This window comes from Paraburkholderia sediminicola (genome assembly GCF_046027825.1).
Lineage (GTDB): Bacteria > Pseudomonadota > Gammaproteobacteria > Burkholderiales > Burkholderiaceae > Paraburkholderia > Paraburkholderia sediminicola_D.
This window is the reverse complement of record NZ_JAQQDU010000007.1, coordinates 20479-46848: the sequence shown is the minus strand read 5'-3', so window position 1 is coordinate 46848 and position 26370 is coordinate 20479. Positions and strand designations below refer to the sequence as shown.

22 protein-coding genes are annotated in these 26370 nt (G+C 62.2%); 9 read left to right on the top strand and 13 right to left on the bottom strand.

Going from position 1 to position 26370, the window contains the following annotated elements; all coding sequences use genetic code 11:
- Window positions 1–71: 71 nt before the first annotated feature.
- The 3 genes from PQQ96_RS05575 to PQQ96_RS05565 all read right to left on the bottom strand — a co-directional run bounded on the left by PQQ96_RS05575 (window position 72) and on the right by PQQ96_RS05565 (window position 3875).
- Window positions 72–1199, bottom strand: coding sequence for a VIT1/CCC1 transporter family protein (locus tag PQQ96_RS05575; protein ID WP_408289827.1), 1128 nt, complete (start codon window positions 1197–1199; stop codon window positions 72–74).
- Window positions 1200–1385: 186 nt separating this feature from the next.
- A complete protein-coding gene (locus tag PQQ96_RS05570; RefSeq protein WP_408289825.1) occupies window positions 1386–2681 on the bottom strand; it encodes an MFS transporter in 1296 nt (431 codons plus the stop codon).
- Between the two features lie 99 nt (window positions 2682–2780).
- A complete protein-coding gene (locus PQQ96_RS05565) occupies window positions 2781–3875 on the bottom strand; it encodes a tartrate dehydrogenase (RefSeq protein WP_408289823.1) in 1095 nt (364 codons plus the stop codon).
- A gap of 174 nt (window positions 3876–4049) precedes the next feature.
- Here PQQ96_RS05565 and PQQ96_RS05560 point away from each other — a divergent pair, with 174 nt between their 5' ends.
- From PQQ96_RS05560 to PQQ96_RS05530, 7 genes are all read left to right on the top strand, one after another.
- Complete coding sequence (locus PQQ96_RS05560) at window positions 4050–4961, top strand: LysR family transcriptional regulator (protein ID WP_408290027.1); 912 nt, start codon at window positions 4050–4052, stop codon at window positions 4959–4961.
- Window positions 4962–5437: 476 nt separating this feature from the next.
- Window positions 5438–6529, top strand: coding sequence for a porin (locus PQQ96_RS05555; RefSeq protein WP_408289821.1), 1092 nt, complete (start codon window positions 5438–5440; stop codon window positions 6527–6529).
- Between the two features lie 443 nt (window positions 6530–6972).
- Window positions 6973–7842, top strand: coding sequence for a branched-chain amino acid ABC transporter permease (locus tag PQQ96_RS05550; RefSeq protein ID WP_074287603.1), 870 nt, complete (start codon window positions 6973–6975; stop codon window positions 7840–7842).
- 8 nt (window positions 7843–7850) lie between these two features.
- Window positions 7851–8861 (top strand): branched-chain amino acid ABC transporter permease, encoded by a 1011-nt coding sequence (locus tag PQQ96_RS05545; protein ID WP_408289819.1) that lies wholly within the window; start codon window positions 7851–7853, stop codon window positions 8859–8861.
- Entirely contained in the window at window positions 8854–9618 is a 765-nt protein-coding gene (locus PQQ96_RS05540; RefSeq protein WP_408289817.1) for an ABC transporter ATP-binding protein, read from the top strand. Before PQQ96_RS05545 ends, PQQ96_RS05540 begins: the two co-directional genes overlap by 8 nt.
- A complete protein-coding gene (locus PQQ96_RS05535) occupies window positions 9605–10312 on the top strand; it encodes an ABC transporter ATP-binding protein (protein WP_408289815.1) in 708 nt (235 codons plus the stop codon). Before PQQ96_RS05540 ends, PQQ96_RS05535 begins: the two co-directional genes overlap by 14 nt.
- A gap of 96 nt (window positions 10313–10408) precedes the next feature.
- Window positions 10409–11593 (top strand): ABC transporter substrate-binding protein, encoded by a 1185-nt coding sequence (locus tag PQQ96_RS05530; protein WP_408289813.1) that lies wholly within the window; start codon window positions 10409–10411, stop codon window positions 11591–11593.
- Between the two features lie 135 nt (window positions 11594–11728).
- Here PQQ96_RS05530 and PQQ96_RS05525 read toward each other — a convergent pair whose 3' ends face one another.
- The 5 genes from PQQ96_RS05525 to PQQ96_RS05505 form a co-directional block, all read right to left on the bottom strand.
- Window positions 11729–12634, bottom strand: a complete 906-nt coding sequence (locus PQQ96_RS05525) for an SDR family oxidoreductase (RefSeq protein ID WP_408289811.1) — start codon at window positions 12632–12634, stop codon at window positions 11729–11731.
- Between the two features lie 69 nt (window positions 12635–12703).
- Window positions 12704–14260: a class I adenylate-forming enzyme family protein gene (locus PQQ96_RS05520; RefSeq protein WP_408289809.1), complete on the bottom strand. Its 1557-nt coding sequence runs from the start codon at window positions 14258–14260 to the stop codon at window positions 12704–12706.
- Window positions 14257–15975, bottom strand: a complete 1719-nt coding sequence (locus PQQ96_RS05515) for a long-chain fatty acid--CoA ligase (RefSeq protein WP_408289807.1) — start codon at window positions 15973–15975, stop codon at window positions 14257–14259. The genes PQQ96_RS05520 and PQQ96_RS05515 overlap by 4 nt, the downstream gene beginning before the upstream one ends.
- Window positions 15976–16096: 121 nt before the next feature.
- On the bottom strand, window positions 16097–17323 hold the full coding sequence (locus PQQ96_RS05510; protein WP_408289805.1) for an acyl-CoA dehydrogenase family protein: 1227 nt from the start codon (window positions 17321–17323) through the stop codon (window positions 16097–16099).
- Between the two features lie 84 nt (window positions 17324–17407).
- A complete protein-coding gene (locus PQQ96_RS05505; RefSeq protein ID WP_408289803.1) occupies window positions 17408–18181 on the bottom strand; it encodes an SDR family oxidoreductase in 774 nt (257 codons plus the stop codon).
- A 265-nt stretch (window positions 18182–18446) separates the two neighbouring features.
- Here PQQ96_RS05505 and PQQ96_RS05500 point away from each other — a divergent pair, with 265 nt between their 5' ends.
- Window positions 18447–20258 (top strand): acyl-CoA dehydrogenase, encoded by a 1812-nt coding sequence (locus PQQ96_RS05500; RefSeq protein ID WP_408289801.1) that lies wholly within the window; start codon window positions 18447–18449, stop codon window positions 20256–20258.
- Window positions 20259–20300: 42 nt separating this feature from the next.
- Here the strand turns inward: PQQ96_RS05500 and PQQ96_RS05495 are convergent, their stop codons facing one another.
- Window positions 20301–21194: an IclR family transcriptional regulator gene (locus PQQ96_RS05495; protein ID WP_408289799.1), complete on the bottom strand. Its 894-nt coding sequence runs from the start codon at window positions 21192–21194 to the stop codon at window positions 20301–20303.
- 103 nt (window positions 21195–21297) lie between these two features.
- On the bottom strand, window positions 21298–22590 hold the full coding sequence (locus PQQ96_RS05490) for an MFS transporter (RefSeq protein WP_408289797.1): 1293 nt from the start codon (window positions 22588–22590) through the stop codon (window positions 21298–21300).
- 204 nt (window positions 22591–22794) lie between these two features.
- Between PQQ96_RS05490 and PQQ96_RS05485 the strand changes: the two genes are divergently transcribed.
- Entirely contained in the window at window positions 22795–23163 is a 369-nt protein-coding gene (locus tag PQQ96_RS05485) for a BON domain-containing protein (RefSeq protein WP_408289795.1), read from the top strand.
- A 202-nt stretch (window positions 23164–23365) separates the two neighbouring features.
- On the opposite strand, the gene PQQ96_RS05480 is transcribed toward PQQ96_RS05485, so the two are convergent.
- Genes PQQ96_RS05480 through PQQ96_RS05470 form a run of 3 tightly spaced genes read right to left on the bottom strand, consistent with a single transcriptional unit; the run spans window position 23366 to window position 26314 of the window.
- Window positions 23366–23581: a YXWGXW repeat-containing protein gene (locus tag PQQ96_RS05480; RefSeq protein WP_408289793.1), complete on the bottom strand. Its 216-nt coding sequence runs from the start codon at window positions 23579–23581 to the stop codon at window positions 23366–23368.
- 25 nt (window positions 23582–23606) lie between these two features.
- Window positions 23607–24755: a DUF1501 domain-containing protein gene (locus tag PQQ96_RS05475; RefSeq protein ID WP_408289791.1), complete on the bottom strand. Its 1149-nt coding sequence runs from the start codon at window positions 24753–24755 to the stop codon at window positions 23607–23609.
- A 5-nt stretch (window positions 24756–24760) separates the two neighbouring features.
- Window positions 24761–26314 carry a DUF1800 domain-containing protein gene (locus tag PQQ96_RS05470; protein WP_408289790.1) on the bottom strand — a complete coding sequence of 518 codons (1554 nt, stop codon included), beginning with the start codon at window positions 26312–26314 and terminating at the stop codon, window positions 24761–24763.
- Between the last annotated feature and the right edge of the window lie 56 nt (window positions 26315–26370).

The window sequence follows — 26370 nt, the reverse complement described above, 5'->3', positions numbered from 1 at the left end:
CGGGCATCAGCATCGGCATTCCCAGGTCAGTTTTCTTGCCTCTCCAGTATCGGTCGGCGCGACGCCCCCTGTCACGAGATCGACACACCCAGTAGCTTGCCGACCCCAAACGTAAACGCCGCGGCAACGAGACCGATCACGATCTGCCGCAGCGCGGAGAACGCCGCGCTGCGGCCATTGAATAGCGAAGTGAAGACGCCGATAGAGGCGAGCGCAAGCATGCTAAGCACGACACATTGCATGATCGCGTTAAGCCCGTGTGTCCACAGGAACGGCATCACGGGAAAAATCGCGCCGACCGAGAACAGGCAAAAGGAGACGCCCGCAGCCGACCACGGATTGCCGCCCAACTCCGCGGGATCGAGACCAAGTTCCTCGCGCGTCAAGGTATCGAGCGCCTTGTCCTTGTCACGCATCATTTGCGATGCCACCCGTTTGGCCTCGGCAACGTCCAGGCCCTTGGCGCGATAGATCAGCGTCAGTTCGTGCTCTTCGGCTTCCGGCGACATCTCCAGCTCTTCCGCTTCCTTGGCAATCTGGGTATTGGCCAACTCGCGCGCATTGGTCACCGAAAGCCACTCACCCAACGCCATCGAACACGCGCCGGCAATCAGGCCGGCGAGCCCCGTCAACAGGATTGCCTTGTTGCCGGTTCCCGCACCGGCCACGCCCATGATCAGGCAGAAGTTCGAAACGAGGCCGTCGTTCGCCCCGAGCACGGCCGCGCGCAGATCGTTACCCGACGAGACGCCCTTGTGCCACGACTCCGCTGCGGCGATGCGTGCCCCTTGCGACAGGTCCGCGTTGCCGCCGTGAGCCAGGGTCTGGACTACCGCCGCGTGGTGATGCTCGTCGGCCGACAGGCGGCCTGCGTCCGGCTGCCCGTGGTATTTGTTACGGTCGGTGTATTCGGCCGCGGCGAGCGTGGGGAGCACGAAACTCGCGCCGAACATGCGTACCAGTGCTTTCATCAGGCGCGTTTTCACGGCCTGGCCGGTGCCCTTCGGCTGGATGCCATTCGCTCTCAGCTTATCGGCCCACAGTTGCGCATGATCGTGCTCCGACTTCGCTAGATCACGGTAGACCTGCTTGCGGGTGTCGTCCTTCTCGACTTTCGCGAGCGTTTCATAGAGCGCGGCGCTATGGAGCTCATCGGAAAGATTGGCTCTGTACCGCTTGACTTCATGTTTGCTTGCCATCGTGACGTGCCTGCATATCGGGTCGCTAACAACGAAGCGTAATCGATTCAGACAGGAAAATCAGAAAGGCCCCAAAGCGCATCTTTAGCGATCACGCCAACGGTTCTCATCCCCATTCGGTTCTGAACGATTCGCAGAACAATCAGCAAACCGAGCAGACGTGCAGACGGCCAGAAACCCGCGAGATCACTGCGCCGCGGGCGCCGCCCGATAGCCTCGCCGGCCGACAGCCAAAGCGAGCATGGCGGATACCGCGAGACTCGCGGCCACCACGTAAAGTCCGGCAGCATATCCACCCGTCACACTCTTCAGCCAGCCGATTGCGAACGGGCCGACAAAACCGCCAAGATTACCGATCGAATTGATCATGGCGATACCGGCCGCTGCACCGGCGCCCGAGAGAAAGGTGCTCGGCATGGCCCACAGCGGCGCCTTGGCCGCGCTAATGCCCACGTTCACGACGATCAACGCCAGCACCACCGCGACGATGGTATCCGCAAAGCCTGCCCATGCGAGTCCGACGCCTGCCGCGACGCACGGAATCACTACATGCCAGGTGCGCTCGCCCGTGCGATCCGAATGGCGCGCCCACAGCACCATGCCGACCACCGCCAGCACGCTGGGAATTGCATTCAACGCACCCGTGCCCAACGCGCTAAAGCCGAATTGACGAATGATCAGCGGCGCCCATAGCCCGAGCGTATAAAGGCCTGCGGAAGTGCCGAAGTAAATCATCGACATGATCCACACGCGCGGGTCGCGCAGCGCCGCGAGCGCACCGGCCGCATGGCCTGCCTGCGATTCACGTCCTGCCCGCTCTTCGCGCAACGTCGCGATAAGCCACGATTTCTCATCCGCGGCAAGCCACGTCGCCTTTTCTGGTGAATCGGTGAGCGCTTTCAGAACCACGAATCCGAGTACGACAGCAGGAATTGCTTCGACGATGAACAGCCATTGCCAGTCTTTCAGTCCGAACAGGGCCGGCATCTGCATGATGGCGCCTGAAATGGGCGACCCGATTGCCGTCGACAGCGGCGCGGCCGCCATGAACGCGGCGGCTGCGACTGCACGCTGCCGCGCCGGAAACCACTGGCTGAGATAAAGAATGATGCCGGGAAAGAATCCGGCTTCGGCCACACCGAGCAAAAAGCGCAGCGTATAGAACGAGTTCGGCCCGACGACAAACGCGGAAGCCGCCGACACCAGCCCCCATGTCACCATCACGCGTGCAATCCAGATGCGCGCGCCGACCTTGTTCAGAATGAGGTTCGAGGGCACTTCGAACAGAAAGTAGCCAAGAAAGAAGATACCGCCGCCGAGCCCGAACATGGTCGGCGAGAGGCCGAGGTCCTTGTTCATCGTGAGCGCGGCGAAGCCGACGTTCACGCGGTCGAGAAAGCTGACAAAGTAAAGCAGCATGACGAAGGGCAAAATGCGCCACGTCAGCTTGCGCACCACACGGGCTTGCAATTCATTGGCCATGCCAGTCTCCAGTCTTTAAATCGCCCGTGACGTGTTCGTCCGGGCGTTATGTTTTTGTCTGATGCACGTGTTGCGCGTTGCGTGTCGCGTATTGCGGGTTCAGGCCGCCTTGAACTGCGCCGCCGGTTCCGCTGCGAGGATCGCGCAGATGGCATCGGTCACCTGTACGGTCGTGGCCGTGCCGCCAAGGTCGCGGGTGTGCAGCGCCGGGTCAGCCGTGATGCGTTCGATCGCGTTCATCAGTTGCTGGGCAGCGCCCGTCTCGCCGAGATGCTCGAGCATCATCACGACCGACCAGAACGTGCCGACCGGATTGGCGAGCCCCTGGCCCATGATGTCAAAAGCGGAGCCGTGAATCGGTTCGAACATCGAGGGATAGCGGCGCTCGGGGTCGAGATTCGCGGTCGGCGCGATGCCGAGGCTGCCGGCCAGTGCCGCGGCCAGATCGCTGAGAATGTCCGCGTGAAGGTTCGTCGCGACGATCGTATCGAGCGTCGCGGGACGGTTGACCATGCGCGCGGTGGCGGCATCGACGAGTTCCTTGTCCCATTGGACGTCGGGAAATTCCCTCGATACCTCAAGGGCGATCTCGTCCCACATGACCATCGCGTGCCGCTGGGCATTGCTTTTGGTGATCACCGTCAGCAGCTTGCGTGGCCGCGACTGGGCGAGACGGAACGCGAACCGAAGAATGCGCTCGACGCCTGCACGGGTCATCATCGAGACATCGGTTGCCACTTCGATCGGATGGCCCTGATGCACGCGCCCGCCTACGCCGGCGTACTCGCCCTCCGAGTTCTCGCGCACGATCACCCAGTCGAGATCCTTCGGCCCACAGCGCTTTAACGGCCCGTCGATGCCGGGAAGAATGCGGGTGGGACGCACATTCGCATACTGATCGAAGCCCTGGCAGATCTTCAGGCGCAAACCCCACAGCGTCACGTGATCGGGAATATGCGGGTCACCCGCCGAGCCGAACAGAATCGCGTCCTTGTTGCGGATCGCATCCAGCCCATCGGCCGGCATCATCGCACCGTGCTGGCGGTAAAAGTCACCGCCCCAATCGAAATTTTCGAACTCGAATCCGAAAGCGTCGTTTCGCGCGGCGATGGCTTCGAGAACCCGTTGACCCGCGGGCACGACTTCCTTGCCGATGCCGTCGCCGGGAATGGTTGCGATGCGGTAGGTCTTCACTGGCGTCTCCTTGATGTTGAACGTATGGCTGCATCCTAGAACGGGGACCGCTCGCGAAAACGCTGCTAGACTCAAAGCATCCTTAACCTGAAGTTAACAATCAGCGGCTCACTGGCCCGCTTGTCGGCCTGGCCATTGACCCTACCGACGAGCCCGCTTATGGGCCCACTCAAAATGACCTCGTCGATACAACCGGACGACCTCGCGTTCTTCTCCACACTCGCCGCAAGCGGCAGCCTCACTGCGACGGCACGCGAACTTGGTTTGAGTACGGCGGCCGTGAGCAAGCACCTGTCGCAAATGGAATTGCGGGCGGGCGTGGCGCTCGTCAATCGCACGACACGGCGTATGAGCCTCACGCCGGAGGGCGAGCTCTATCTGACTCGCGCGAGGCGCATCCTGAGCGAAATGGACGATCTGGCGCAGTTGCTCGGCGGCTCGCAAGCGGCGCCGAAAGGCCTGCTGCGCGTCAACGCGACCCTCGGCTTCGGCCGCAGTCATGTGGCGCCGTTCATCTCCCGGTTTGTGCGGCGCTTTCCCGAGGTGGACGTGCAATTGCAACTCTCCGTCGACCCACCGCCGCTCAGCGACGACGCCTTCGACGTGTGCGTGCGCTTTGGCGAACCGCCGGATGCTCGCGTGATTGCCCGCCGGGTCGCGTCCAATCGGCGGCTGCTTTGCGCAGCGCCTGCGTATTTCGCCAACCGGCTCGCGCCACGCAATCCGGCAGAGCTATCGCAGCACAACTGCATCGGCATTCGTCAGGGCGGCGACGGCTATGGGCTATGGCGTCTGACCAGCGGACGCGGTGCAGCCGAAAAGACCGATACGGTACGCGTGCGCGGCAACCTCACCACCAACGACGGCGAGATCGCGGTGAAGTGGGCGCTGGATGGCCACGGCATTCTGATGCGAGCCGAATGGGATATCGCGGAGTATCTCGCCGACGGCCGCCTGATCCATGTCCTGCCGGAATACCGCACGCCGGGTGCCGATATTTACGCGGTGTACCCGCAACAGTTGCAGATGACGGCGCGGGTCAAGGCATTCGTCGACATGCTGATAGAGACGCTTGGGTCGCGGTGAGTCAATCTTGGCAAAGTTCTGCAATGCAGAACTGTGGCGATAGCCAACCGATCGGGAATTCAAACCGGATAATTCCCCCAACTTCCTTGTATTACATAGCCTTACGTCGCAAATCAAGCACCCATTCCGGTTTAGGTGTTTTCCCTATTTTGGCCTGCATTGCAGGCCAAACGAGCGATTTCCCCCGTTGACACAGAACGAACGGTCGTGCCAAATTGCACCTGCATCCTGTGCGCAAGCATGCGATCAATGAGTTCATAGCAGCGCCGAGCCGCCCCAGCGATCAGGAGACAACCCAGCAGGCAACCGGACTTCAGGCGCACACCATCAGACCCACTATTTCGTATTCCTGATCAGATTGCAAAGGCCCGTTATCGCCTATTGAAATCGCATCGCGCAACAGATCGCCAGAATCTTGCACCACAAGCATTACTTCGCCAGTTCAGTCGATTCCAAAAAACAAGGAGACACGAAGCATGCCGGCAAGTCATCGCAATCGTTTTGGAGCCATTCTCGGATTAGTCGGCGCGTGCGCACTGGGCGCGACTCAGTGCGCCCATGCGCAAAGCAGCGTCACGTTGTACGGTATCGTCGACGCCTCCCTCCTCTATACCAGCAAAACACTTGACCCGACGACCGGCCAGAGCGCCGGCCATCAATACTCGTTCACTGACAGCGGCCTCTCCGGCTCGCGCTTCGGCATGCGCGGCGCAGAAGATCTCGGCGGCGGCATGCGCGCGATCTTCGAACTCGAAAGCGGTATCAGCATTGCCAACGGCGCGCTCAGCAATTCGAACGGCAACGAGTTCGGGCGGCAAGCGTGGGTCGGGGTGGACAGCCACTACGGTACGGTCAAGGCCGGTTTGCAGTTCTCGCCTTTCTTCCTCGCCGTGTACGACTTCGATCCGCGCGACATGTCGTACTTCGGCAGCGGCCTCATCACCTACCTCAATAACGTCTATGTGACCGGCCTGTTCAACCCGAACGGCATTTCGTACACGTCACCGGAAATCGCCGGCTTGCAAGCGAGCGCGATGATGGCATTGGGGGGCCAGGCGGGCGATTTTCAGGCAGGCCGCCAGTACTCTGCGAGCCTGCGTTACCACCTTGGCACGCTGACCGTGGATGCCGCGCTCTACAGCGGCAACGCCGGCGGCAGCGCGGCGTCGATCGCGATCCCAAGCGTGGTTGAATTCGACGGCCGCGCAATCGGCGCCAGTTACGTGTTCAACAACCTGACCGTGAAGGCTTCCTACGTACAGTACAAGGTGGCCGGTTCGTTCAACGATCGCGTCTATTCAGGCGGCGCCAGTTATCGCATCACACCGGCGCTGAACGTCGACGCGGGCGTGTGGGTCACGCGCGACGGGAACAACTCGTCGAACAATTCCATACTGGCGTCCACCGGGGTCGAGTATTCGCTGTCGAAGGCCACCGTGGTGTATGGGCAAGCCGGCTTCGTGACCAACCACGGCGCGATGCACACCGGCCTGTCCGTCAACAACGCATTGAACGAAGCCACCGGCACAAGCGCCGGCGTGAACCTCGGCATCCGGCACATGTTCTAGCCGCAGTGGAATGCGAGATGCCGACGTGCCGCATGGGCGGCGCGTCGGATCATTCGCGGGCGTGATTGACAAGCATTCGATTCATGCTGAATGCACGTGACGGTGCAACGCTTGTGCGATTTGCGCAGGGTGTGTCCAACATGCCTGCCCGGAGCGCGCGCATTCTAAGTGACTTCCTTAATAATCTGCAATGCAAAACAATCAAATGGAAAACCCTATTGACGCAAACTGAACGATCGTGCCAAATTTCTCTCACACCATCGCACATCACTTTTCGTCATTGCGCCGATGCGTGCGCGTTTCAAACCGTCGACAACCGTCGATAGCGGTCGCCGGATTCAGGCAGCGGCTGTTGTCCCGTCCGTAGTCAGGCGTGCGGCGATGCGTCCCCAGAAACAAAAGGTGACGTTTGCGCCCCACGCCCTGTTGGAGGGTGTAAAAGCGTGGATATGTTTTTGCAGCAGTTTCTCAACGGGTTGACGCTGGGTGGCATCTACAGCCTCGTCGCACTCGGACTCACACTGGTCTACGGCATTCTCGCAGTGCCGAATTTCGCCCACGGCGCGTTCTACATGGTCGGCGCCTTCGTCTCGTTCTACCTCATGAGCCGGCTCGGCTGGAACTACTGGCTCGCCATGATCGGCTCCGGCGTCGCGGTCGCGGTGCTCGCCATCCTCGCTGAGCGGTTGGTGTTCAATCCGCTGCGCAAATCTTCCGAATTGCACCCGATGATCGCCGCGATCGGCCTTCTGCTGTTTCTCGAGGCCGGTGCGCAAGCGATCTGGGGCGCGGACTTTCATCGCATGGCCACGCCCTATGCCGGCATCGTCGATCTGGGCGGCGTCACCGCGCCGTTGCAGCGCCTGCTGATCATCGGCGCCGCGTTCGCGTTGGTGGTGTTGCTGCAACTCTTCCTCAAATACACGGTGATTGGCTCGAGCATCATCGCAATGGCGCAGGACCGTGAAGGCGCCTCGCTGATGGGTATCGACGCCAACAAGGTAACGATGCTGACTTTCGGCATCTCCGGCCTCCTCGCCGCCGTCGCGGCCACGCTGTACGCGCCGATCAACCTCGTCTATCCGGCGATGGGACAACTGGTGATCCTGAAGGCCTTCGTGATCATCATTCTCGGCGGCATGGGCAGCGTGCCGGGCGCGATCGTAGGCGGGCTGATCATCGGCATGGCGGAGAGCTTCGGCGCCTTCTACATTTCGACCGACTACAAGGACATTATCGCCTTCGTGCTGCTGGTGGTGATTCTGTCGGTTCGTCCTCAGGGGCTGTTCACCAGGGAACTGCGCGCATCGTGAAATCAGTCATGAAATTATTCGAGGGCAAGCTGGGGTGGGCGCTGCTGTTCGTGCTCGGTCTCGTGTTTCCGTTGCTGGCCACCAACGACTACATGCTCACCGTGATGTCCACGGCGTACGTCTTCGCGCTGGCTACCGTCGGGCTGAATCTGATCACCGGCTATACAGGGCAGTTCAACCTCGCGCACGGTAGCTTCATGGCGGTGGGCGCGTACACGGTGGGCATTCTCACGGTCGATCATCAGGTGCCGTTCTGGCTCGCGTTCGTGGCCTCCGGTGTCGTCGTCGCGATACTGGGCGCGCTGGTCGGCCTCGTGTCGCTGCGCCTGCGCGGCCACTACTTTTCGATCTTCACGCTGTGCGTCGGCTACATCATGTTTCTCGTGATCGAGAAATGGGACAGCCTTACGCACGGTGTCTCGGACATCGTTGGCATCCCGGCACCCTCGGGATTCGGCATCGTCTCGTTTGAGAATCCGCGGCCACTCTATTACCTGGTGTTCGCGTTCCTCGTGCTCGGCGTGTGGCTGATGCATCGCATCGTCAACTCGCTGCTCGGCCGGACCTTCATGGCGATTCGCAATAGCGACGGCCTCGCGCAATCGCTCGGCATCAACCTGATGCGCAACAAGGTGCTGGCCTTCGTGCTGTCGGTCGTCTATGCGGGACTCGCGGGCGGCCTCTATGCGGGTTCCGTGCGCTTTCTCGGACCGGATCTGGCTGGCGTCGAGCATACCTTCGATATGACGATGTACATGCTGGTGGGCGGCATCGGCACCCTCGCCGGCCCGCTGCTCGGCGCACTCGCCATTCCATGGCTCACCCAGTATCTGCAGTTTCTGCAGGCGTACCGCTTCGTCGTGTTCGGCCCGATCCTGATTCTGCTGGTGATCTTTCTGCCCAACGGTATCGTCGGTCTGTACATGGCGAGAAAGAACCGGCGCGCGCAACGCGCAATGCCGAAAAACGGCATCGTCGCGCGTCAGTCGCAGCCCGCACGCGGAGACCGTCATGCTTGAAATCGACTCGCTCAGCAAACACTTTGGCGGCCTCGTTGCGGTGGACGACGTCAGCACGCATATCGAAGCCGGCAAGATCAACGCGATCATCGGACCGAACGGCGCGGGCAAAACCACTTTCTTCAATCTGATCAGCGGCACGCATCTGCCAAGCTCTGGCCGCATCCGCTTTAAAGACCAGGACGTGACAAAGCTGGGTGCCGATCAGATGGCGCGCCTGGGTGTCGCGCGCACCTTTCAATCCACCGCGCTGTTCGACCGGGCCAGCGTGCTCGACAACCTGATCGTCGGCCACAGGTTGCGCACGCGCTCGGGGCTGTGGGACGTGCTGACGCATTCAACGCGGCTCAAGCAGGAAGAACGCATCTGCCGCGAGAAGGCGCGGGAGGCTCTGGACTTCGTCGGCTTGTCGGCGATGGCGGAGCGGATGGCCGGGGACATCTCGCAGGAAGAGCGCAAACGCGCCGCCGTGGCGCTCGCGCTCGCCACCGAGCCGAGCCTGATGCTGCTCGACGAACCAGCGGGCGGCGTCAATCCCGAAGAGACCGAAGGCCTCGCCGAATTGATCCGCAAGCTGGTCAGGCACGGCGTGACGGTGTGCCTTGTCGAACACAAGATGAACATGATCATGAAGCTCGCCGACCGCATCATGGTGCTGAACTACGGCAAGAAAATCGCCGAGGGCACGCCTGCCGAGATTCGCGCGAACCCGGCCGTGATCGACGCCTATCTCGGGAGCGAACATGCTGAAGTTTGAAAACGTCGCGCTCGACTACGGCAGTTTCCGCGCGCTGGACGGCATCACGCTGCACGCGAACGACGGCGAACTGGTGGTGCTGCTCGGCGCCAACGGCGCGGGCAAGAGTTCGATCTTCCTCGCGACAAGCGGCCTGCGCCGCGCCTCGAGCGGCAGCCTGCGCCTGGGAACACGCGAGTTGCTCGGCATGTCGCCCGCGCAGATCGTGCGCAGCGGCGTGATTCAGTGTCCTGAGGGCCGCAAGCTGTTCCCGGGCATGTCGGTGCTAAAGAACCTCACGCTCGGCGCCTACGTGCATCGCGGCGACAAGGCCGGCAATCAGCGCAATCTCGACCAGGTGTTCGCGCTCTTCCCGCTGCTCGCCGAACGCAAGGACCATCTGGCGGGTTCGTTGTCCGGCGGCCAGCAGCAGATGGTGGCGATCGGCCGCGCGATGATGGCGCGTCCCAAGGTGCTGCTGCTCGACGAACCATCGCTTGGCCTCGCGCCGTTGGTGGTCAAGCAGGTATTCGAGGTGATCCAGCAGATCAATCGCGCGGGCACGACCGTGCTGCTCGCCGAACAGAACGCGTTCGCAGCACTAAAAATCGCGCACCGCGCCTATGTCATCGAAAACGGCCGCATCGTGCTCGAAGGCGATCACGCGAGCCTGATGAACAATGAAGCGATCCGGCGCGCTTACGTCGGTGGCTGAACGAATCTGCTGCATGGCCTGACGCATGACCACGAACATGGCTATGAACATGAGCATGTGCGCGGGCCCATTCGAACAATCCCAAAGGAGACACGTATGACGATCAAACGCTTGTGCGGACGCGCTGGAGTGGTTGCGGCTGTCGCCACGACGGCGCTGCTGGGCTCTGGCGCCGCGATGGCGCAGCAGGTGGTGCATATCGGCTACTCCGGCCCGTTAAGCGGCGGTGCGGCGAAGTACGGTCAGGAAGTGCTCGAAGGTATGCAGATGGCGGCCGCCGACGTCAATCAGGCCGGCATCGAAGTGGCCGGCAAGAAGATCAAGTTCGAGATCGTGCCGCTCGACGACAAGTACAACCCCGCCGAAACCGCGATCAACGCGCGGCGCCTCGCGCAGGAACAACAGGCTGCCGTGGTGCTCGTGCCGCATTCGGGCGGCGGCTTCGCGGTGCAGACCAGCAACGAACAACAGAAACTTCTGCTGCTCTCGTACACCAGCGTGCCGCAGATTACCGAGCGCGGCAACAAGCTCACAGTGCGCATTCCGCCCTCATTCACGTCGTACCTGAACTCATTCGTCAAGTACGAAATGGCGACCTACGGCAAGAAGGTTGCGCTCGCCGCGACGGATACCGACTACGGCAAGGCCTGGGTCGCCGCATTCAAACCCGCATGGGAAGCGGCCGGCGGCACGATCGTCGCGGACAATGCCATGTCGTATAACCGCGCCACCGATTTCTACAGCGGCGTGAGCCGTGTGCTGGCGGCCAAACCCGACGTGATGTTTATCGGCGGCCCGTCCGAGCCGACCGGTCTGATTGCGCAGCAGGCACGCGAATTGGGTTTCAAGGGCGGCTTTATCGTCATGGACCAGGCCAAGCTCGACGAAGTGGCTAAAGTCACAGGCGGCTATGCGGCGTTGAATGGTGCGATCGGGGTACTGCCGTTGGCCAACGACAACACACCGAACGCTAAAATGTTTGTGGAGCGCTATCGCAAGAGCCACGACGGGCGGGACCCGAGCCAGGAAGTTTCACTAAACTACACCGCGGTCTACGCAACGGCACTCGCGATGAAGCTGGCCGGCAGTGTCAGCGACGCGACCGCGATCCGCAACCAGTTCGATAAAGCCGTGAAGGCGCTGCCGCCGCAGGCCAATCCGCAAAGCGTGACGGGCGTCGACGATCGCGGCGGCTTCGTGATCGGCAATCCGCTTGCGGCGGTGGTTCAGGGTGGACAGTTGAAGTCGGCAGACTTGAGTTCGCTGGCCGCGGCGAAGTGACGAATCTGTAGAGAAAGACTTAAAAAAGGCGCCGTGATTTTCACGGCGCCTTGTGCTTTTGAGGCCTGACGTATTTGAAGTCTTGCGTACGTGAAGCCTCTTGTTTTTGGATCCGGCGCTTCCGCCGGCTCCCGATTACCCCTTCAACGCCTCGATAATCTGACCACGCACTTCGGGCCGCTCGGCAAACGGGTCGGTCGGATTACGCGGCGTGACGATATCCTCCGCGCGGGTTTTCACGGCGCCTAGCGCATGGGGATGCGAAAAGATATAGAACTGCTCTTCGCGGATCGCATCGAACACCATCACCGCGACCTCTTGCGCACTCACCTTGCCCGAACTCACCGCCTTCTCGCTCATTACGCGCGACACGCGTTGCGATAAGGTCGGCGGCGTGTCGTTGGCCAGTTCGGACGGGCGGTTGCGATGCCCCGTCGCGATACCAGTCGGCACGAAATACGGACACAGCACCGAGCACGCCACCTGCTGTGTCACCAGCGAAAGATCCTGATACAGCGATTCGGTCAACGACACCACCGCATGTTTCGACACGTTGTACGGACCCATCATCGGCGGATTGAGCATGCCGGCCATAGACGCGGTATTGACGATGTGCCCGCGATATCCCGCATCGCGTTTGGCCGCTTCAAGCATCAGCGGCGTGAACGCCCGCACGCCGTGAATCACGCCCCACAGGTTGACGCCCAGCAACCATTGCCAGTCGCGTTCGGTGTTCTCCCATACGAGGCCGCCGCTGCCGCCCACACCCGCATTGTTGAAGACCAGATGCACACTGCCGTAGGTGTCGATCGTCGCGCGCGCCAGGGCGTCGATTTCCTCGCCCTTCGCGACGTCGACACGACGCGCGATGGCTTGCGCGCCGGCTGCGCTCACCTCGGCGAACGTTTCGTCGAGTGCGTCCTGTTGCACGTCGGCGAGTACGAGGCGCATGCCCAGCTTCGTGCCGAGCCGTGCGAACTCGCGGCCGAATCCGGAGCCGGCACCGGTGATCACCGCAACCTTGCCTTCAAAATTGTCCATGCCCTCTCCCATTTGTCCCATTGACGGTTGGTGTATTCAGTCAGGTGCCTGGTGCGTATCTACATCGAGCTAACGTGCAGTGGGATAGTACTGCTCGCGCAAGTCCCGTTTCAGCACCTTGCCGATCGGACTGCGCGGCAAGGTGTCGATGAAAGTCAGCGCAGAGAGCCGCTGCATTTTCCCCAGCCGCGCGTTGACCCACGCAAGCAGCGTGTCGGCGTCGGTCAGTGCTTCTGGCCTGCGCACCACGAACGCAACCGGTGTCTCACCCCACTCCTTCGATTGCGCGCCCACCACGGCCACATCCGAGACGTCGGGATGTGAGCGCAGTTCGCCCTCAAGATCGCTCGGATAGATGTTGAAGCCACCCGAAATGATCATGTCCTTCCTGCGATCGAGCAGCGTCAAAAAACCGTCTGTATCGAAGCGGCCCATATCCCCCGTGCGGATGAAGCGCTTGCCGCTCGGGTCGTACCATTCCGCCTCGGCCGTCTTGTCCGGTTGACGGTAGTAGCCGGTCATCATCGCGGGAGAATGGCCGACGATCTCGCCCACCTCGCCTGCCGCCACCTCGTTGCCGAGTTCGTCGATCAGACGGATATCGTGACCTTCCACGGGTTTGCCGACCGTATGCAGCTTGGTGGGATATTCGTCGGCCTCCAGCTGGCATGAGCCGCCACCTTCGGTCATGCCGTAGTACTCAGTGAGCTTGCCCGGCCAGCGGCGCACCACGTCCGCCTTCACGCTCGCCGCGAAAGGCGCGCTGGTGCAGAATTTGGCCTGAAAGCTGGAGAGGTCGTAACGGTCGAAGTCCGGATGCGCCATCAGGCGCTGATACTGGACCGGCACCAGCATCGTATGCGTGACGCGGTACTGCTCCGCCAGTTCCAGATAACGTGTGGCGTTGAACTTCGGCATCAACACCACCGTACCGCCGAAGGTCAGCGTCGGCATGAAACTCACGAGCGTCGTGTTCGAATACAACGGTGTGGAGATCAGCGTCGTGGCGTCAGGGCCATAGCCGCGCTGAATACTGCGTGCCGCGTAGGCCCAGCGCATGCCGTGCGACTGCACAATGCCTTTCGGCGTGCCCGTGGTGCCTGACGAATAGATGATGTTGAACGGCCAAGTCGGATCGATCGTCACGGGTTCAGGCGTGCCTTTCCCGGGCGCGAGCCAGGCTTCAAGCGCGGTGCTGCCTGCGTGCACATCGAGCGCGACGGGGATTGCCTTGATCTCAGCGGCAACGGGTTCGAGCAGACGCTTGACGTCGGCATCGAGGAACAACAGCCGCGCGCCCGAGTTGCCGATCATGCTGACGAGACTCGCCGCGCTCGATGACGGCGCGAGCGGCGCCACCACCGCCCCTGCACGCAGGCCGCCGAGAAACGCCACGGCGTATTCCACCGAGGCGCCTGCGCATAACGCAATCGCATCGCAAGGATTGAAGCCGTCGCGCTGCAATGCGGCGGCAAAGCGATCGACTCGCGCGTCCAGCACGGTGTAAGTCACGATCTCGCCGTCGCAGATCAACGCAGCGTGGTCGCCGCGCTCTTTAGCGAAGCGGCGGAGCATGTCGGTGATGCAGACGAACGGTTCGTCCAGCAATGCGTCGAGCCATGTCATGACGAAGTGCCTCCGGTACTGCCGTTGCGCTCATTGGCTGCGGCTGTGCGTGCCGCATCCTCTTCCTGCAACTTGCGCCACAGGATCTTGCCACTTCCCGACTTGGGCAACGACGTCACAAACTCGACAATACGCGGCGCCTTGTAAGACGCCATCTGCTCATGGGACCAGTCGACGATCTCCTGCTCGCTGATCGTGCCGGCATGCGCCGCAGCGGGCACCACCAGCGCCTTGACCGTCTCGCCGCGCTTCACGTCCTTCACACCGATTACGCACACCTCCTGAATCGCGGGATGCCGGTACATCAGCGCCTCGACTTCAGCGGGCCAGACCTTGTAGCCCGATGCGTTGATCATGCGCTTGAGGCGATCGGTCATGAAAAAATACCCGTCCTCGTCAATATGACCGAGGTCGCCGGTACGCAGAAAGCGCTTGCCGTCGAGCTGGATAAACGCTTCCTCATTCGCCTTCGGATTGCGCCAGTAGCCCTGCATCACCTGCGGCGCGTTCACGACGATCTCACCGGTCTCGCCTTGCGGCAGTTCCTGCAACGTGACCGGATCGATCACGCGCGAGTCCACGTCGAACACCGGAATGCCCAGGCACTGCGGTTTCGGCCGATGCGGCGGATTGATGTGCGTGCCCGCAATCGTCTCGGACATGCCATAGCCTTCGACGTAATCGAGCCCTGTCATCGACTTAAGCTTTCTGGCGATCGCATCCGGCATCGCCGCGCCGCCGCCACGCGCGCCCGTCAGGCTCGACAGATCGTATTCACCGAGCTTCGGATTCGACAGAAAGTCGACCATCATCGCTGTGATCGACTGCCACGCGGTGACGCGATATTTCTGCATGCATAGCGCCGCGGCTTCCCGATCCCAACGCGGCAACACGACGATCGTGGCGGCCGAGAACACCGCGCTGTTCATGCCGCCCTGCATACCGGTCACGTGGAAGAACGGCAAGATCGATAGATAAACGCCGTCGGACGGCGCCGAGAACCAGACGCAGCCGCCGAGCAGCGTGCTCATCACGCTGCGGTGCGTATGCATGCAGCCTTTCGGCTTGCCGGTGGTGCCGGACGTGTACGGCATCACGCACAGATCTTCGGGGCCGGTGGTAAGCGGACCGGGTGCGATATGACGTTCGAGCACCTCATACCACGGCGTGACGCCAGGAATATTGAAGGTCTTGCGCGGTGCCGCCACGAATTCCGGCACGGTAAACGGCGATGGCCGCTTCACGTAATCGCTATACGTCGCGACGATTGCATGCTCGATGCCTTGACCGGGGCCGGTGCCGATCAGCGGCTCGACGTTCGCGAACAGGCATTGCGGCGCGATGATCGTGGTCGCCCCGCTGTCCTCGACGTAATGAGCCAGCTCGCCGCTCATGTTCATCGGATTGACCGGCACCACGACGGCGTTCGCCCGCAGGATCCCGTAGTAAGCGATGATCCATTGCGGGCTGTTCTGCATGTAGAGCAGCACGCGATCGCCCGCCTTCACGTGGCACTCCTGCTGAAGAAATCCGGCAATGCGCTCGGCTTCGTCCTTGAACTCGCTGAACGTAACCGGCGTGTCGTAGAAGACGATGAACGGCTTATGCGGATAGCGCGCCGCCGACACCTCGGCGTTATAGAAAATGTTGGTTTCGGGCAGCGTCAGATGCTTTGGCACTTGCGGCGGCCAATTCGGGTGATGGCGTTCGTTCATAGGCGTCTCCTGCCTTACTGTCTGTGCGCGTTTCACACGGAGGGTGCGCGCTTCGTTGACATCCGCCGCGCGACGAACGCAGCGGATTAGTGAACCAAAGGAATCCGGAAAGTCAGGGGTTTCACAAACGCCCGAGGTGGCGTCCAAGCTCCATCTTTGCGATGGCGTTACGGTGCACTTCGTCGGGCCCGTCCGCAAAACGCAGCGTGCGCGAGCTTGCGTACGCGCGCGCGAGGCCGAAGTCGTCGCTGACCGCCCCGCCGCCGTGCACCTGCATGGCCCAGTCGATCACCTGGCACGCCATGTTCGGCGCGGCCACCTTGATCATGGCGATCTCCTGACGCGCGTCCTTGTTGCCGACCGTATCCATCTTGTGCGCCGCGTTCAGCACCAGAAAACGCGTCTGGTCGATCATGATGCGTGAATTCGCGATCCGTTCGCGGGTGACACCCTGGTCGGCGATCGGCCGGCCAAACGCTACACGGTCCAGCGAGCGGCGGCACATCGATTCGAGCGCGCGCTCAGCGCGTCCGATCAAACGCATGCAGTGATGGATACGCCCCGGTCCGAGCCGCCCTTGTGCGATCTCGAAGCCACGGCCCTCACCGAGCAACATGTTGCTGGCCGGCACACGCACGTTTTCAAAGGAGATTTCCGCGTGACCGTGCGGGGCGTCGTCATAACCGAATACCGGAAGGTGACGTAGTACCTTCACGCCTGGTGTGCCCATCGGCACCAGAATCATCGACTGCTGCTGATGCCGGTTGGTGTGATCCGGATTGGACTTGCCCATGAAGATGAGGACCTTGCAGCGCGGATCGTTCGCGCCCGAGGTCCACCATTTGCGGCCGTTCAGAATGTATTCGTCGCCGTCGCGTTCAATGCGCGCTTCGATATTGGTCGCATCCGACGAGGCCACGTCCGGCTCCGTCATTGCAAAGGCCGAGCGGATCGTGCCGTCCAGCAACGGCAACAGCCATTGCTGTTGCTGCTCGGACGTGGCGTAACGCACAAGCGTTTCCATGTTGCCGGTGTCCGGCGCCGAGCAGTTGAACGGCTCCGCACCGATATGCGAGCGCCCCATGATTTCGCACAGCGGCGCATATTCGAGGTTGGTGAGCCCCGCACCGTATTTCGACTCGGGCAGAAACAGGTTCCACAATCCTGCGGCCTTCGCCTTCTGTTTCAAGTCCTCGATGATCGGCGCGGGCTGCCATCGGTTACCGGACTCACGCGCGGCGTCCATCTGTGCTTCGAAGATCGCCTCGGCCGGATACACGTACTCGTCCATGAAAGCGTTCAGGCGCTGCTGCAAACTCTTGACCTTGTCCGAGTGCTGAAAATCCATGCGGTGTCTCCTTCTTCTTGTGCGTGAACGCAGCGCGCCTGGGTTCTCGCGCTGCGCCTCGGAACCGCTCAGTCAGCCGATGCGTCAGACGATGATCGAGCCGCCATCCACCGCGAAATACTGACCCGTGATATGACGCGACGCTTCACTCGCGAGGAACACGACCGGGCCCTTCAGATCCTCGTCGCCGCCGAGGCGCTGTAAAGGCGTGCGCGACACGATGGTGTCTTCGAGTTTGTCGAGCAACCCTGCCGACATCTTCGACGGGAAAAAACCCGGGCAGATTGCGTTGACGTTGATGTTGTACTTGCCCCATTCCGCCGCGAGCGCCCGCGTGAAGTTGATCGCCGCGGCTTTGGACGTGTTGTACGCAATCGTGTTCATGCCGGGCGGCGAACCCTTCAGACCCGCCACCGACGCAATGTTGATGATCTTGCCGGCCCGGCGCGGAATCATGCTGCGCTTGCCGACTTCCCGAGCGACAAAAAACGGCGCATGAACGTTCAGGTTCATCACCTTGTGCCACGCTTCGTCGGGATAATCTTCAGCCGGTGCGCCCCATGTCGCGCCCGCGTTGTTCACGAGAATGTCGACGCAGCCGTGCACGCCAAGCACTTCATCCACGAGGCCGGGAATCCCCTCGAAGCGCTGCAGATCGTTAACCACGGTCTGCACCTCGATACCCCGGCTTTGCAGATGTGTTTTCGCTTCGGCCAGTTCTTCGGCCTTGCGTGCGGTGATCGCCACGCGGCAGCCCATTTCTCCCAGCGCTTCGGCCATTTGCAGGCCGAGCCCGCGCGAGCCTCCGGTGATCAGTGCAACCTTGCCGTCCAGTTGAAACAGGTCTTTCACAGACATTACGCCGCTCCTCCAGGTTGTTCTGCAATGCAGACTTCTATTCCAGATTTGCTGACCATCATACGTGCCGAAATTCAGCCTGTAAATAAAAGCACGCTCATTCACTTTTGATTTAAACTGACACGCATCGTCGATGGGCGGGTCATCGGGACTTACCCGAATACCGCACTTTTCAATCGAGCCGCGTCTATGCGATTTCGTGGGTTTCCGCGCGCTTCGCGTAGTTGTGCTGCATAGCGGCTCACCTTTGGACGGGTCTTCTCCCATGCAAGATGCGCTGATCATCAACTCGCGTGATCTGGAATTCCAGTTATTCGAAGTGCTCGAGGCCGAGACGCTCACGCAGCGCGCGCGCCACGCCGACCATAGCCGCGAGACCTTCAACGCGGCACTCGAAACCGCCCATGCGGTCGCCGCCGAAAAGTTCGCGACACACAACCGCCTCTCGGACGAGCACGAACCGCAATTCGACGGTCAACGCGTCACGATGCCTGCCGAGGTGAAGGACGCACTCGACGCGTTCCGCTCCGCAGGCTTCCTCGCCGCAGGAAAGGACTACGAATGGGGTGGCATGCAGTTGCCCTCGGTGATTTCCTTCGCGTGCCTGTCGCTCTTCAAGAGCGCCAACATCGCTACCTCGTCTTACGCGATGCTGACCACGGCGAACGCGAACGTAATCGAACGCTTCGGCAGCGCCGCGCAAAAGCGCAAGTATCTGCAGGCGTTATTCGAAGGCCGGGCATTCGGCACCATGGCGCTAACCGAGCCGCAAGCGGGATCGAGCCTCTCGGATCTCGTCACCAGTGCGACGCCCAATGAAGACGGCACCTACTCGATCCGCGGCAACAAGATTTTCATCTCCGGCGGCGATCACGAACTCAGCGAGAACATCGTCCACCTGGTGCTGGCGCGCATTCCCGGCGGGCCGCCGGGCGTCAAGGGCATCTCGCTCTTCACGGTGCCGAAGTTCCACGTGAATGACGACGGCAGCCGCGGCGCGCGCAACGACGTCGCGCTCGCCGGGCTGATTCACAAGATGGGCTGGCGTGGCACCACGTCGACGATGCTGTCGTTCGGCGAACGCGGCGAATGCATCGGCGAACTGGTGGGCGAACCGCACAACGGTCTCGCTTACATGTTCCACATGATGAACGAGGCGCGGATCGGCGTCGGTCTCGGCGCGGTCATGCTCGGCTATCGCGGCTATCTGGCCTCGCTCGATTACGCGCGCGAACGCCCACAAGGGCGGCGGCCGGACAACAAGAACCCGCTCGATCCGCAAGTGCCGCTGATCGAACATGCCGACGTGCGCCGCATGCTGCTCGCACAAAAGGCCTATGTCGAAGGCGCCTATGCTTTGTGCCTGTACGCGGCGCGCCTCGTCGACGAACAGAACACCGGCGAGAACGACACCGCGCGCGCCGAAGCGAGCCTGCTGCTCGATCTGCTGACACCGGTGGTGAAATCGTGGCCGTCGCAGTGGTGCCTTGAAGCAAATAGTCTGGCGATCCAGATTCACGGCGGTTACGGCTATACGCGTGAATATCCGGTCGAGCAGTTCTACCGCGACAACCGCCTGAACCTGATTCACGAAGGCACGCACGGTATCCAGGCGCTCGATCTGCTCGGCCGCAAGGTCGTGATGAAACAGGGTGCCGCGCTCAAGCAGTTGGGGCGCGAAATCCACCGTAGCGTTGAATCGGCGCGCGCTCATCCGGCGCTGCAAGTGCATGCCGAATCGCTCAGCAAGGCATGGAGCGAATTGACCAGTACGGTCGAAGCCTTATTGCCCACGCTGGCCAGCGAAAGCGAAAGCGAACGCGCGCTCGCCAACGCGAATGCTTTTCTCGAAGCGTTCGGCCATATCGTGATTGCGTGGACGTGGCTGCGGCAGGCGATCGTTGCGAGCGCCGCGCTACCGGGAGCCACGAGCGAAGCCGACGGTGACTTCTATCGCGGCAAGCTGCATGCGTGCCAGTGGTTCTTCCGTTGGGAATTGCCGCGTGTTTCGCTAATGCTTTGGACACTGCGAGGCCTGGACGATACGACGCTCACGATGGCGCCCACGTGGTTCTGAGTGCTGCGGCTCGATGCGCCTCTCGATGCCGCTTCATCCCCATCAATGCGACAGCGCGATTTCCAGCTGCGTCACCACGTCGATCAGGCGCGGCCGCACTTCTTCAAGCAGGAATTCTTTCGAGAGCTTGAATGAGGGGCCGCCGACATTGATCGCCATGATCGGCAGCTCGCCGCCCGGCTGGAAAGCGCGCGCGATGCCGTTCACCTCTTTCTGCCAGTCCCCGAACGACGTCGTCACGCCGAGCGTGCGGTAATCTTCGAGCGCATTCTCAATGCCGCGGCGGGTTTTCGGCCACGCCACGTGATCGAGCTCACGCACCTGTTCCATGAAGCTGAGACGATCGTGTTCCGGGATCGCGGCGAGCCACGCACGGCCAATCGCCGACGTGGCGACCGGAATACGTGAACCGACTTCCAGCGTCAGCGTGAGCGCAACCGAGGCCCGGCAATTTTCCACGTAGATCATCGAGAGCCGGTCGCGCGTCCCTAACGATACGGTCGCGCCGACGATGTCGGCCAATTCCTGCATCACCGGCCGGGCGATCTTGCGCACATCGAGCCGCGCCAGCATCGCGCTGCCCAACGCAAGCGAAGCCGTGCCAAGCCGGTATTTGCCGCTCTCTTTCAGATGAATCAGATAGCCGAGCAGCGTGAGCGTATGCGTCAGGCGCGATACCGTCGATTTCGGCAGATTGCAGCGCAACGCGAGTTCCTGATTGCTCAGCGATTTGTCGCCTGAGCGAAAACACGCCAGCACCTCGAGCCCGCGCGCGAGTGCCGTGACGAAATGCCGGTCGTCCTTGTGCGCCTCGTGCGCGGTCCGGCTCGCGAGGTCTGTATTTGCCCTGGCGGATGCAACGGGTGTTGGCGCAGCTTCACCGGTGCTCGGACCGTCCGCCGGATTATCGATCGGGCTGTGATTGGTTTTGCTCAAAATGAAACGCGCTCCTGCGAAACGGCACCATCTGAAGGACAAACCGTGGCCCAGATCGAGGGTGATCCGGGCTGCGGAATTATAGACAACCGCAAAGCGTCGCTCAGGCTTCTTCTTTCGGCGCGACCACTACCGGGCTGAAAAAATAAATGACCGCGCCGATCACGAGCGGCACGACGGTCACCGCAAACAGCGCCGCGTAAATCCCCGCGTTCGATAGATGGGCCTGTTTTGCGGCACCCGCGATCCAGCCGAAACAACTGCTGGTCAGCGCCACGCCGAGAAAAACGAGGCTGTTGAGCAGACCCAGGCCAAGCCCGATCCGGTGCGGCGCAATGATGGCGCGCGCTTGCGACATCACGAGTGGATGGATCGAGCCGACCGAGAACAACACGCATATCAACGCGACACTGACGACCCAGTTGCCGTCCGGGCTGACGGCGAGCACGAGCGCCGCCAGCACGCCGGCGATCAGCCACAACAGCGAAATGAGCTTGGGCGCGCAGAACCGCACGGCCACAGGAATACAGAACGATGCGGCGATCCCGATCACGCTGGTGACAGTCATTGCATTGCCGCGCGCGATGACGTCGAAGCCGTAGATGTCAGCAAGATACGGGCCGCCCCATGACGTACGGAACGTGCTGCCGACCGAGAGCGCGAGGCAGGCCGGCATCAAGGTCCAGAAACCGGTGTACCGTTTCGCCGCGCCTGCCGCGTGTCGCGACGCGGCGAGGCTTTGCTCATGTGCGGCGGCATCGCGCCGCCGCACGAAGCATACGACCCCAAGCGTCGCGCATAGCATGGAGAGCGCAGCCGTGACCATCACCGGACGCCAGCCGAAGCTGGCCGTGGCCCGGCTCAGCGGAAACGCGGCCAGCAACGCGCCCGCCATGCCGATCGCACTCGCCGTCGTGACGGCGCGCACATTGCGCGTGCCGTGGCCGGTACGCAATACGTAATTGAGGAGCCCCATGAAGATGGGCGCGCAACCAAGTCCGATGCCCGCTTGCGCGACGAGCGCAACGGTTGCGCTCGCTGTCATCGACAGGATCCCGGCGCACGCAGCGCCGATGCCCATCAGCAGCGCGGTGGGTCCGCGCACGCCATAGCGGTCGAACATGATGCCGACCGGCAGTTGCGCGATCGCGAACACGAGAAAGAACGAGCCCGCGAACCAGCCGAACATTTGCGGCGAGAAATGAAAATCCCCAATCAACTGGGTGGAGATCACCGCGATATAGCTGCGGAAAAACTGGCTGAGCACGTAGCTGAAGGTCAGTGCCCACAAGCCGTAATCGATCGACGATGCAGCCGCATTCGTGCGTGGTTCGTGTAGTTGTTGCTGTACGCCATCAGACATCTTCGGTGCGCTTTTGATGATCGAAGTCGCCATGATAGGCGAATCCGGCGACGGGCGGCCGGATCAGTTTTTTCAACACGGGCGCGTTTGCTGGAGTATTGTTTAAGCGCGCTGGGAGCTTCACGGCGTCACTCTTCTACAAGACAGGGTGCTCCATGCGGGCGGCAAAGTGCTTGCAGGCGCGTGGTTTTTTGCATGCAACGATTCGAAATCAACTTTTCGAGGAATGGAGAAAACGTGAAAACAGTCAATCTATTGAAGGCGCTCGGCATCGCATTGTGTGTGGCGACGGCGTCCAGTGCCTATGCCCAGTCGAGCGATGCGATGGCGTCCGGCACCATGGCGGCGCCGGGTACCAATCCTAAAGTCGTCAAGAAGGTGGACCGCAAGCTGGGTCTGGACGTGCGCAAGGCTTTGGCGAAAGCGCAGGGTTTTGATGTGTCGAACGTATTTGTCCGGGCTCGCGGCGGCGCGGTGACATTGACCGGATCGGTGCCCGACGGCGCGCAGATCCCGCAAGCGGAGGAAGTGGCCAAGGGCGTTGCGGGCGTGAAATCGGTGAACAACAAGCTGACGATCGGCACGCAAGGCGGCAGTGGCGGTTAATCGCGCCTCACGACCGATCGATCATTGATGACAGGTTGCGATGGGTAGCGCCGCAAGCGTGAATCTGCGGCGGTGCCTGTCGTCCTGGCCTTGTCCTGGTATTTGGAACCGTCACGCGGGCGCGATGGCGCCCAATCGACGTATTACGTGCCCAATTACGTGCCCAATTCGTATTCAGGAATTAGCACGCGCAGTGCCGCGATCAGCCCACCCAGTGTCCCGGCACCCATGCCCAATGATTGCCTTCCCAGCGATAGTGGCCCTTCACCCAGTGATAGCCTGGGGCCGGCGCGGCCGGCACGACCTCGACGATCGGCTCCGGCTGCGGCGGCCGTCCCGGTTCGACGACGCAGGCTGACAACAAGGCTGCACACAGACCCGCAAGCGATACGGCGCGGATAGTCGATTGGATTTTCATTTTCTCTCCCTGGTGATTTTTGAGGTTATGCGCGCACGAGCCCTGTCATCGGCCGTGTGCCGCCGCTCTCGCCGAACAGCGTGCTGGCCGTGCGTTGCGGATCGAGTCCGAGGCTTTCGCTTGCGGCGCCGGCGATCAGCGCATCCAGCGACAGGGTTGGTTTGAGGTCGCGCGCCTGGTAAAGGTCGCCCGGTTTCAGGCCGGGCCAGTCGGCGAGCACGCGCCCGCCTGCCACTGAGCCGCCCAGCACCATCGCCACCGAACCGGTGCCGTGATCGGTGCCTCCCGTGCCGTTGGCGGCGGCGGTTCTGCCGAATTCCGTCGCCACCACCACGGTCGTCTTGCTCCACAACGGCCCCATGCCGTCGCGCAACGCCGCCAGCATCGTATCGAGCGCTTTCAACTGATTGGCGAGGCGCGCGTTCTGCGCAGTGTGCGTGTCCCAGCCACCGGTTTCGATCATCGCGATCCGCGGGCCGTCGTCGCGTGACAGAAAACCAGCGGCAAGCTTGCCGAGGCTCGCCGGGTCCTGACGCGTGCCGGCGTCGCCGGCAAGCCCGCGGGCGGTCATGGCCGATTCCCATAGCGGCCGCAATTGCGCGTCCTGGTCGTACAGTTGCGAGACTCGCATGAGCAGATCGTCTGGCGCCTGCGGCAACCCGGAGGGCGCGTATGACGTGACGGCCGCCTTGCCGCGTAGCGCCATTGGCACCGTCGGCGCAAAGGCGATCGCGTTCTCCTTCGTAGCTGGCATCGATGCGGCGAGCCGGTTCAGCCAGCCGTCCTTCATCTGATACGGCGACGTGCCACCGGTCTCCAGCACGTTCTGCCCGTCGAAGTGCGAACGGTCGCGATATGGCGACGCCACCGCGTGCACGAACAGCGCCTGGTGGTCCGCATACATGGCGGCGGTCTGCACGAGCGAGGGATGGAGTGCGAAGGTCCCGTCGAGCCGGGTCGCCTTCGCGGGGTCGATCGCGAGCGCGCCGCGCAAGGTCGCGTAGGCGGGTTCGGCGTACGGCACGACGATGTTCAGGCCATCGGCCGCACCGCGCTGGATCACGAACACGAAGCGGCGGTCGGTTGCGACGCTGGCAAAAGCGATCTGCGGCGACACGAGAATCGCGCCCGCGCCCGCAGCGGCGATGCTCAGAAACTTGCGGCGTGAAAACATGGCATTCATCTCCGTTGAAAATCCGGCGAGACCAGCAGCAGCGCAATCGCCGTCGACGCACTGTCGGCGCGCGACACAGCGGTGGCGGTCGGCGCACTGAGCGAACCGGCCAGCAAGGTCTGGCCGAGCGAACGCGCATCGAGCCGGTCGCCGACCCGCGACGCGAAGCGCTGCGCCACTTCGACCCGGCGCACGAGCGCATCGGGCGCCGCCCAGCTCGCGGCAATGTCGTCGTAGCCGGCGGGTGAACCCGGGCGCCATACCGGCTGCCCGAGTTGCGTGAGGATAGGCGCGGCCTGCATGTTGCCTATGTCCTGCCAGCCAAGCCCGCGCATCGAAGAAATGGTCCATTCCCACGGCGTCTTGAACTTGACGGCGACCGGCGACCACGCCTGCGGCATGTCGAGCAAAGTTCGGTACACGGTCGGCAGATCGCCCCCACTGCGCTCGAACGCGTTCGCCAGCCGCTCACTCACGTCCGGCGGCGGATTGTCTGCGACGAAGTGACGGGCGAGCTTGCCGCCGATGTGCTGCGCCGTCGCGGGCGCGCTGGCGAGGTCGTGCAGGATCGCCAGCGCCTGCTCTTCGCCCGGCTGGTCATAGCGGCGCCCCATGATGGTTCGCGAACCCGGTTCGTGCAGCGCGGCGCGAAACACGAAGGTGCCCGGCGCGGCGTTCGGCTGCAGGTCCTGCCGACGCGGGTTGCCAGGGTTACCCGGATTGCCGGCCAGACTCCAGCCGGTCAGCGCGCGAGCAAATTCGGTAACGTCGTCCTGGCTATAGCCGCTGCGCACACCGAGCGTGTGCAGCTCCATGATTTCACGCGCCAGGTTCTCGTTCAGACCGCGCTTGATGTCCGGATTGCGCTGCGCGGCACGCATGATCGCCATGCTGTCCGGTCCGACCGAACGCGGCTGATCGAGAAACAACTGCATGGCCGGATGACGTTCGACCGCGACCAGCATGTCTTCGAAACGGCCGAGCACGTGCGGACGGATCGCTTCCGCCTCGAATGAGCCGGCCAGTGCCGCAACGGCGGGTTTTTCCGTGGATACCGCGAAGTGATTCGCCCAGAAATGGACCAGCCGCTCGACGAAAGGCGTCTGCGTGGTGAGCGCGCTTGCGACCCGCGCGTTCACCGAGGAACGGTACATGTCGACAATTTCGCCGCGCAACGCTTTTCGTTCGGCTTGCTTAGCAGTTTGCGCGGCGGCTTCTGTTGTGCCTTGCCCGGCAGATTGCGTGTTAGCTTGCCCGTTGGTTGGCGTGTTGGCCTGCGCATTCGCCTGGCTGGCGGACGCGCCTTCGCCGACGTTCTGCTGATTTTGTTGATTTTGCCGGTTCAACTGGTTCAGCTGCATGCGCTGCTGTATCAGCTCGGTGGACAGCGCCACCGAATCAGGCTGGCTCGCCCACGCGGCAGGCCGCGACTGATACTGCTCGAGCTGCGCGAGCAGCCACCCCTTCGGGTCGGCGGGCGGCGAGTCGTCGGCACGCGCGCCAAGGCCGAAGCGGTTTAGTGCAATCGCCGCGGCATTCATGTTCGGTGAGGTAGCCATACCGTCCTCTTCGGCGTTGGATATTTCTTTAAACGAGCGCCACGATGAAATCCGTC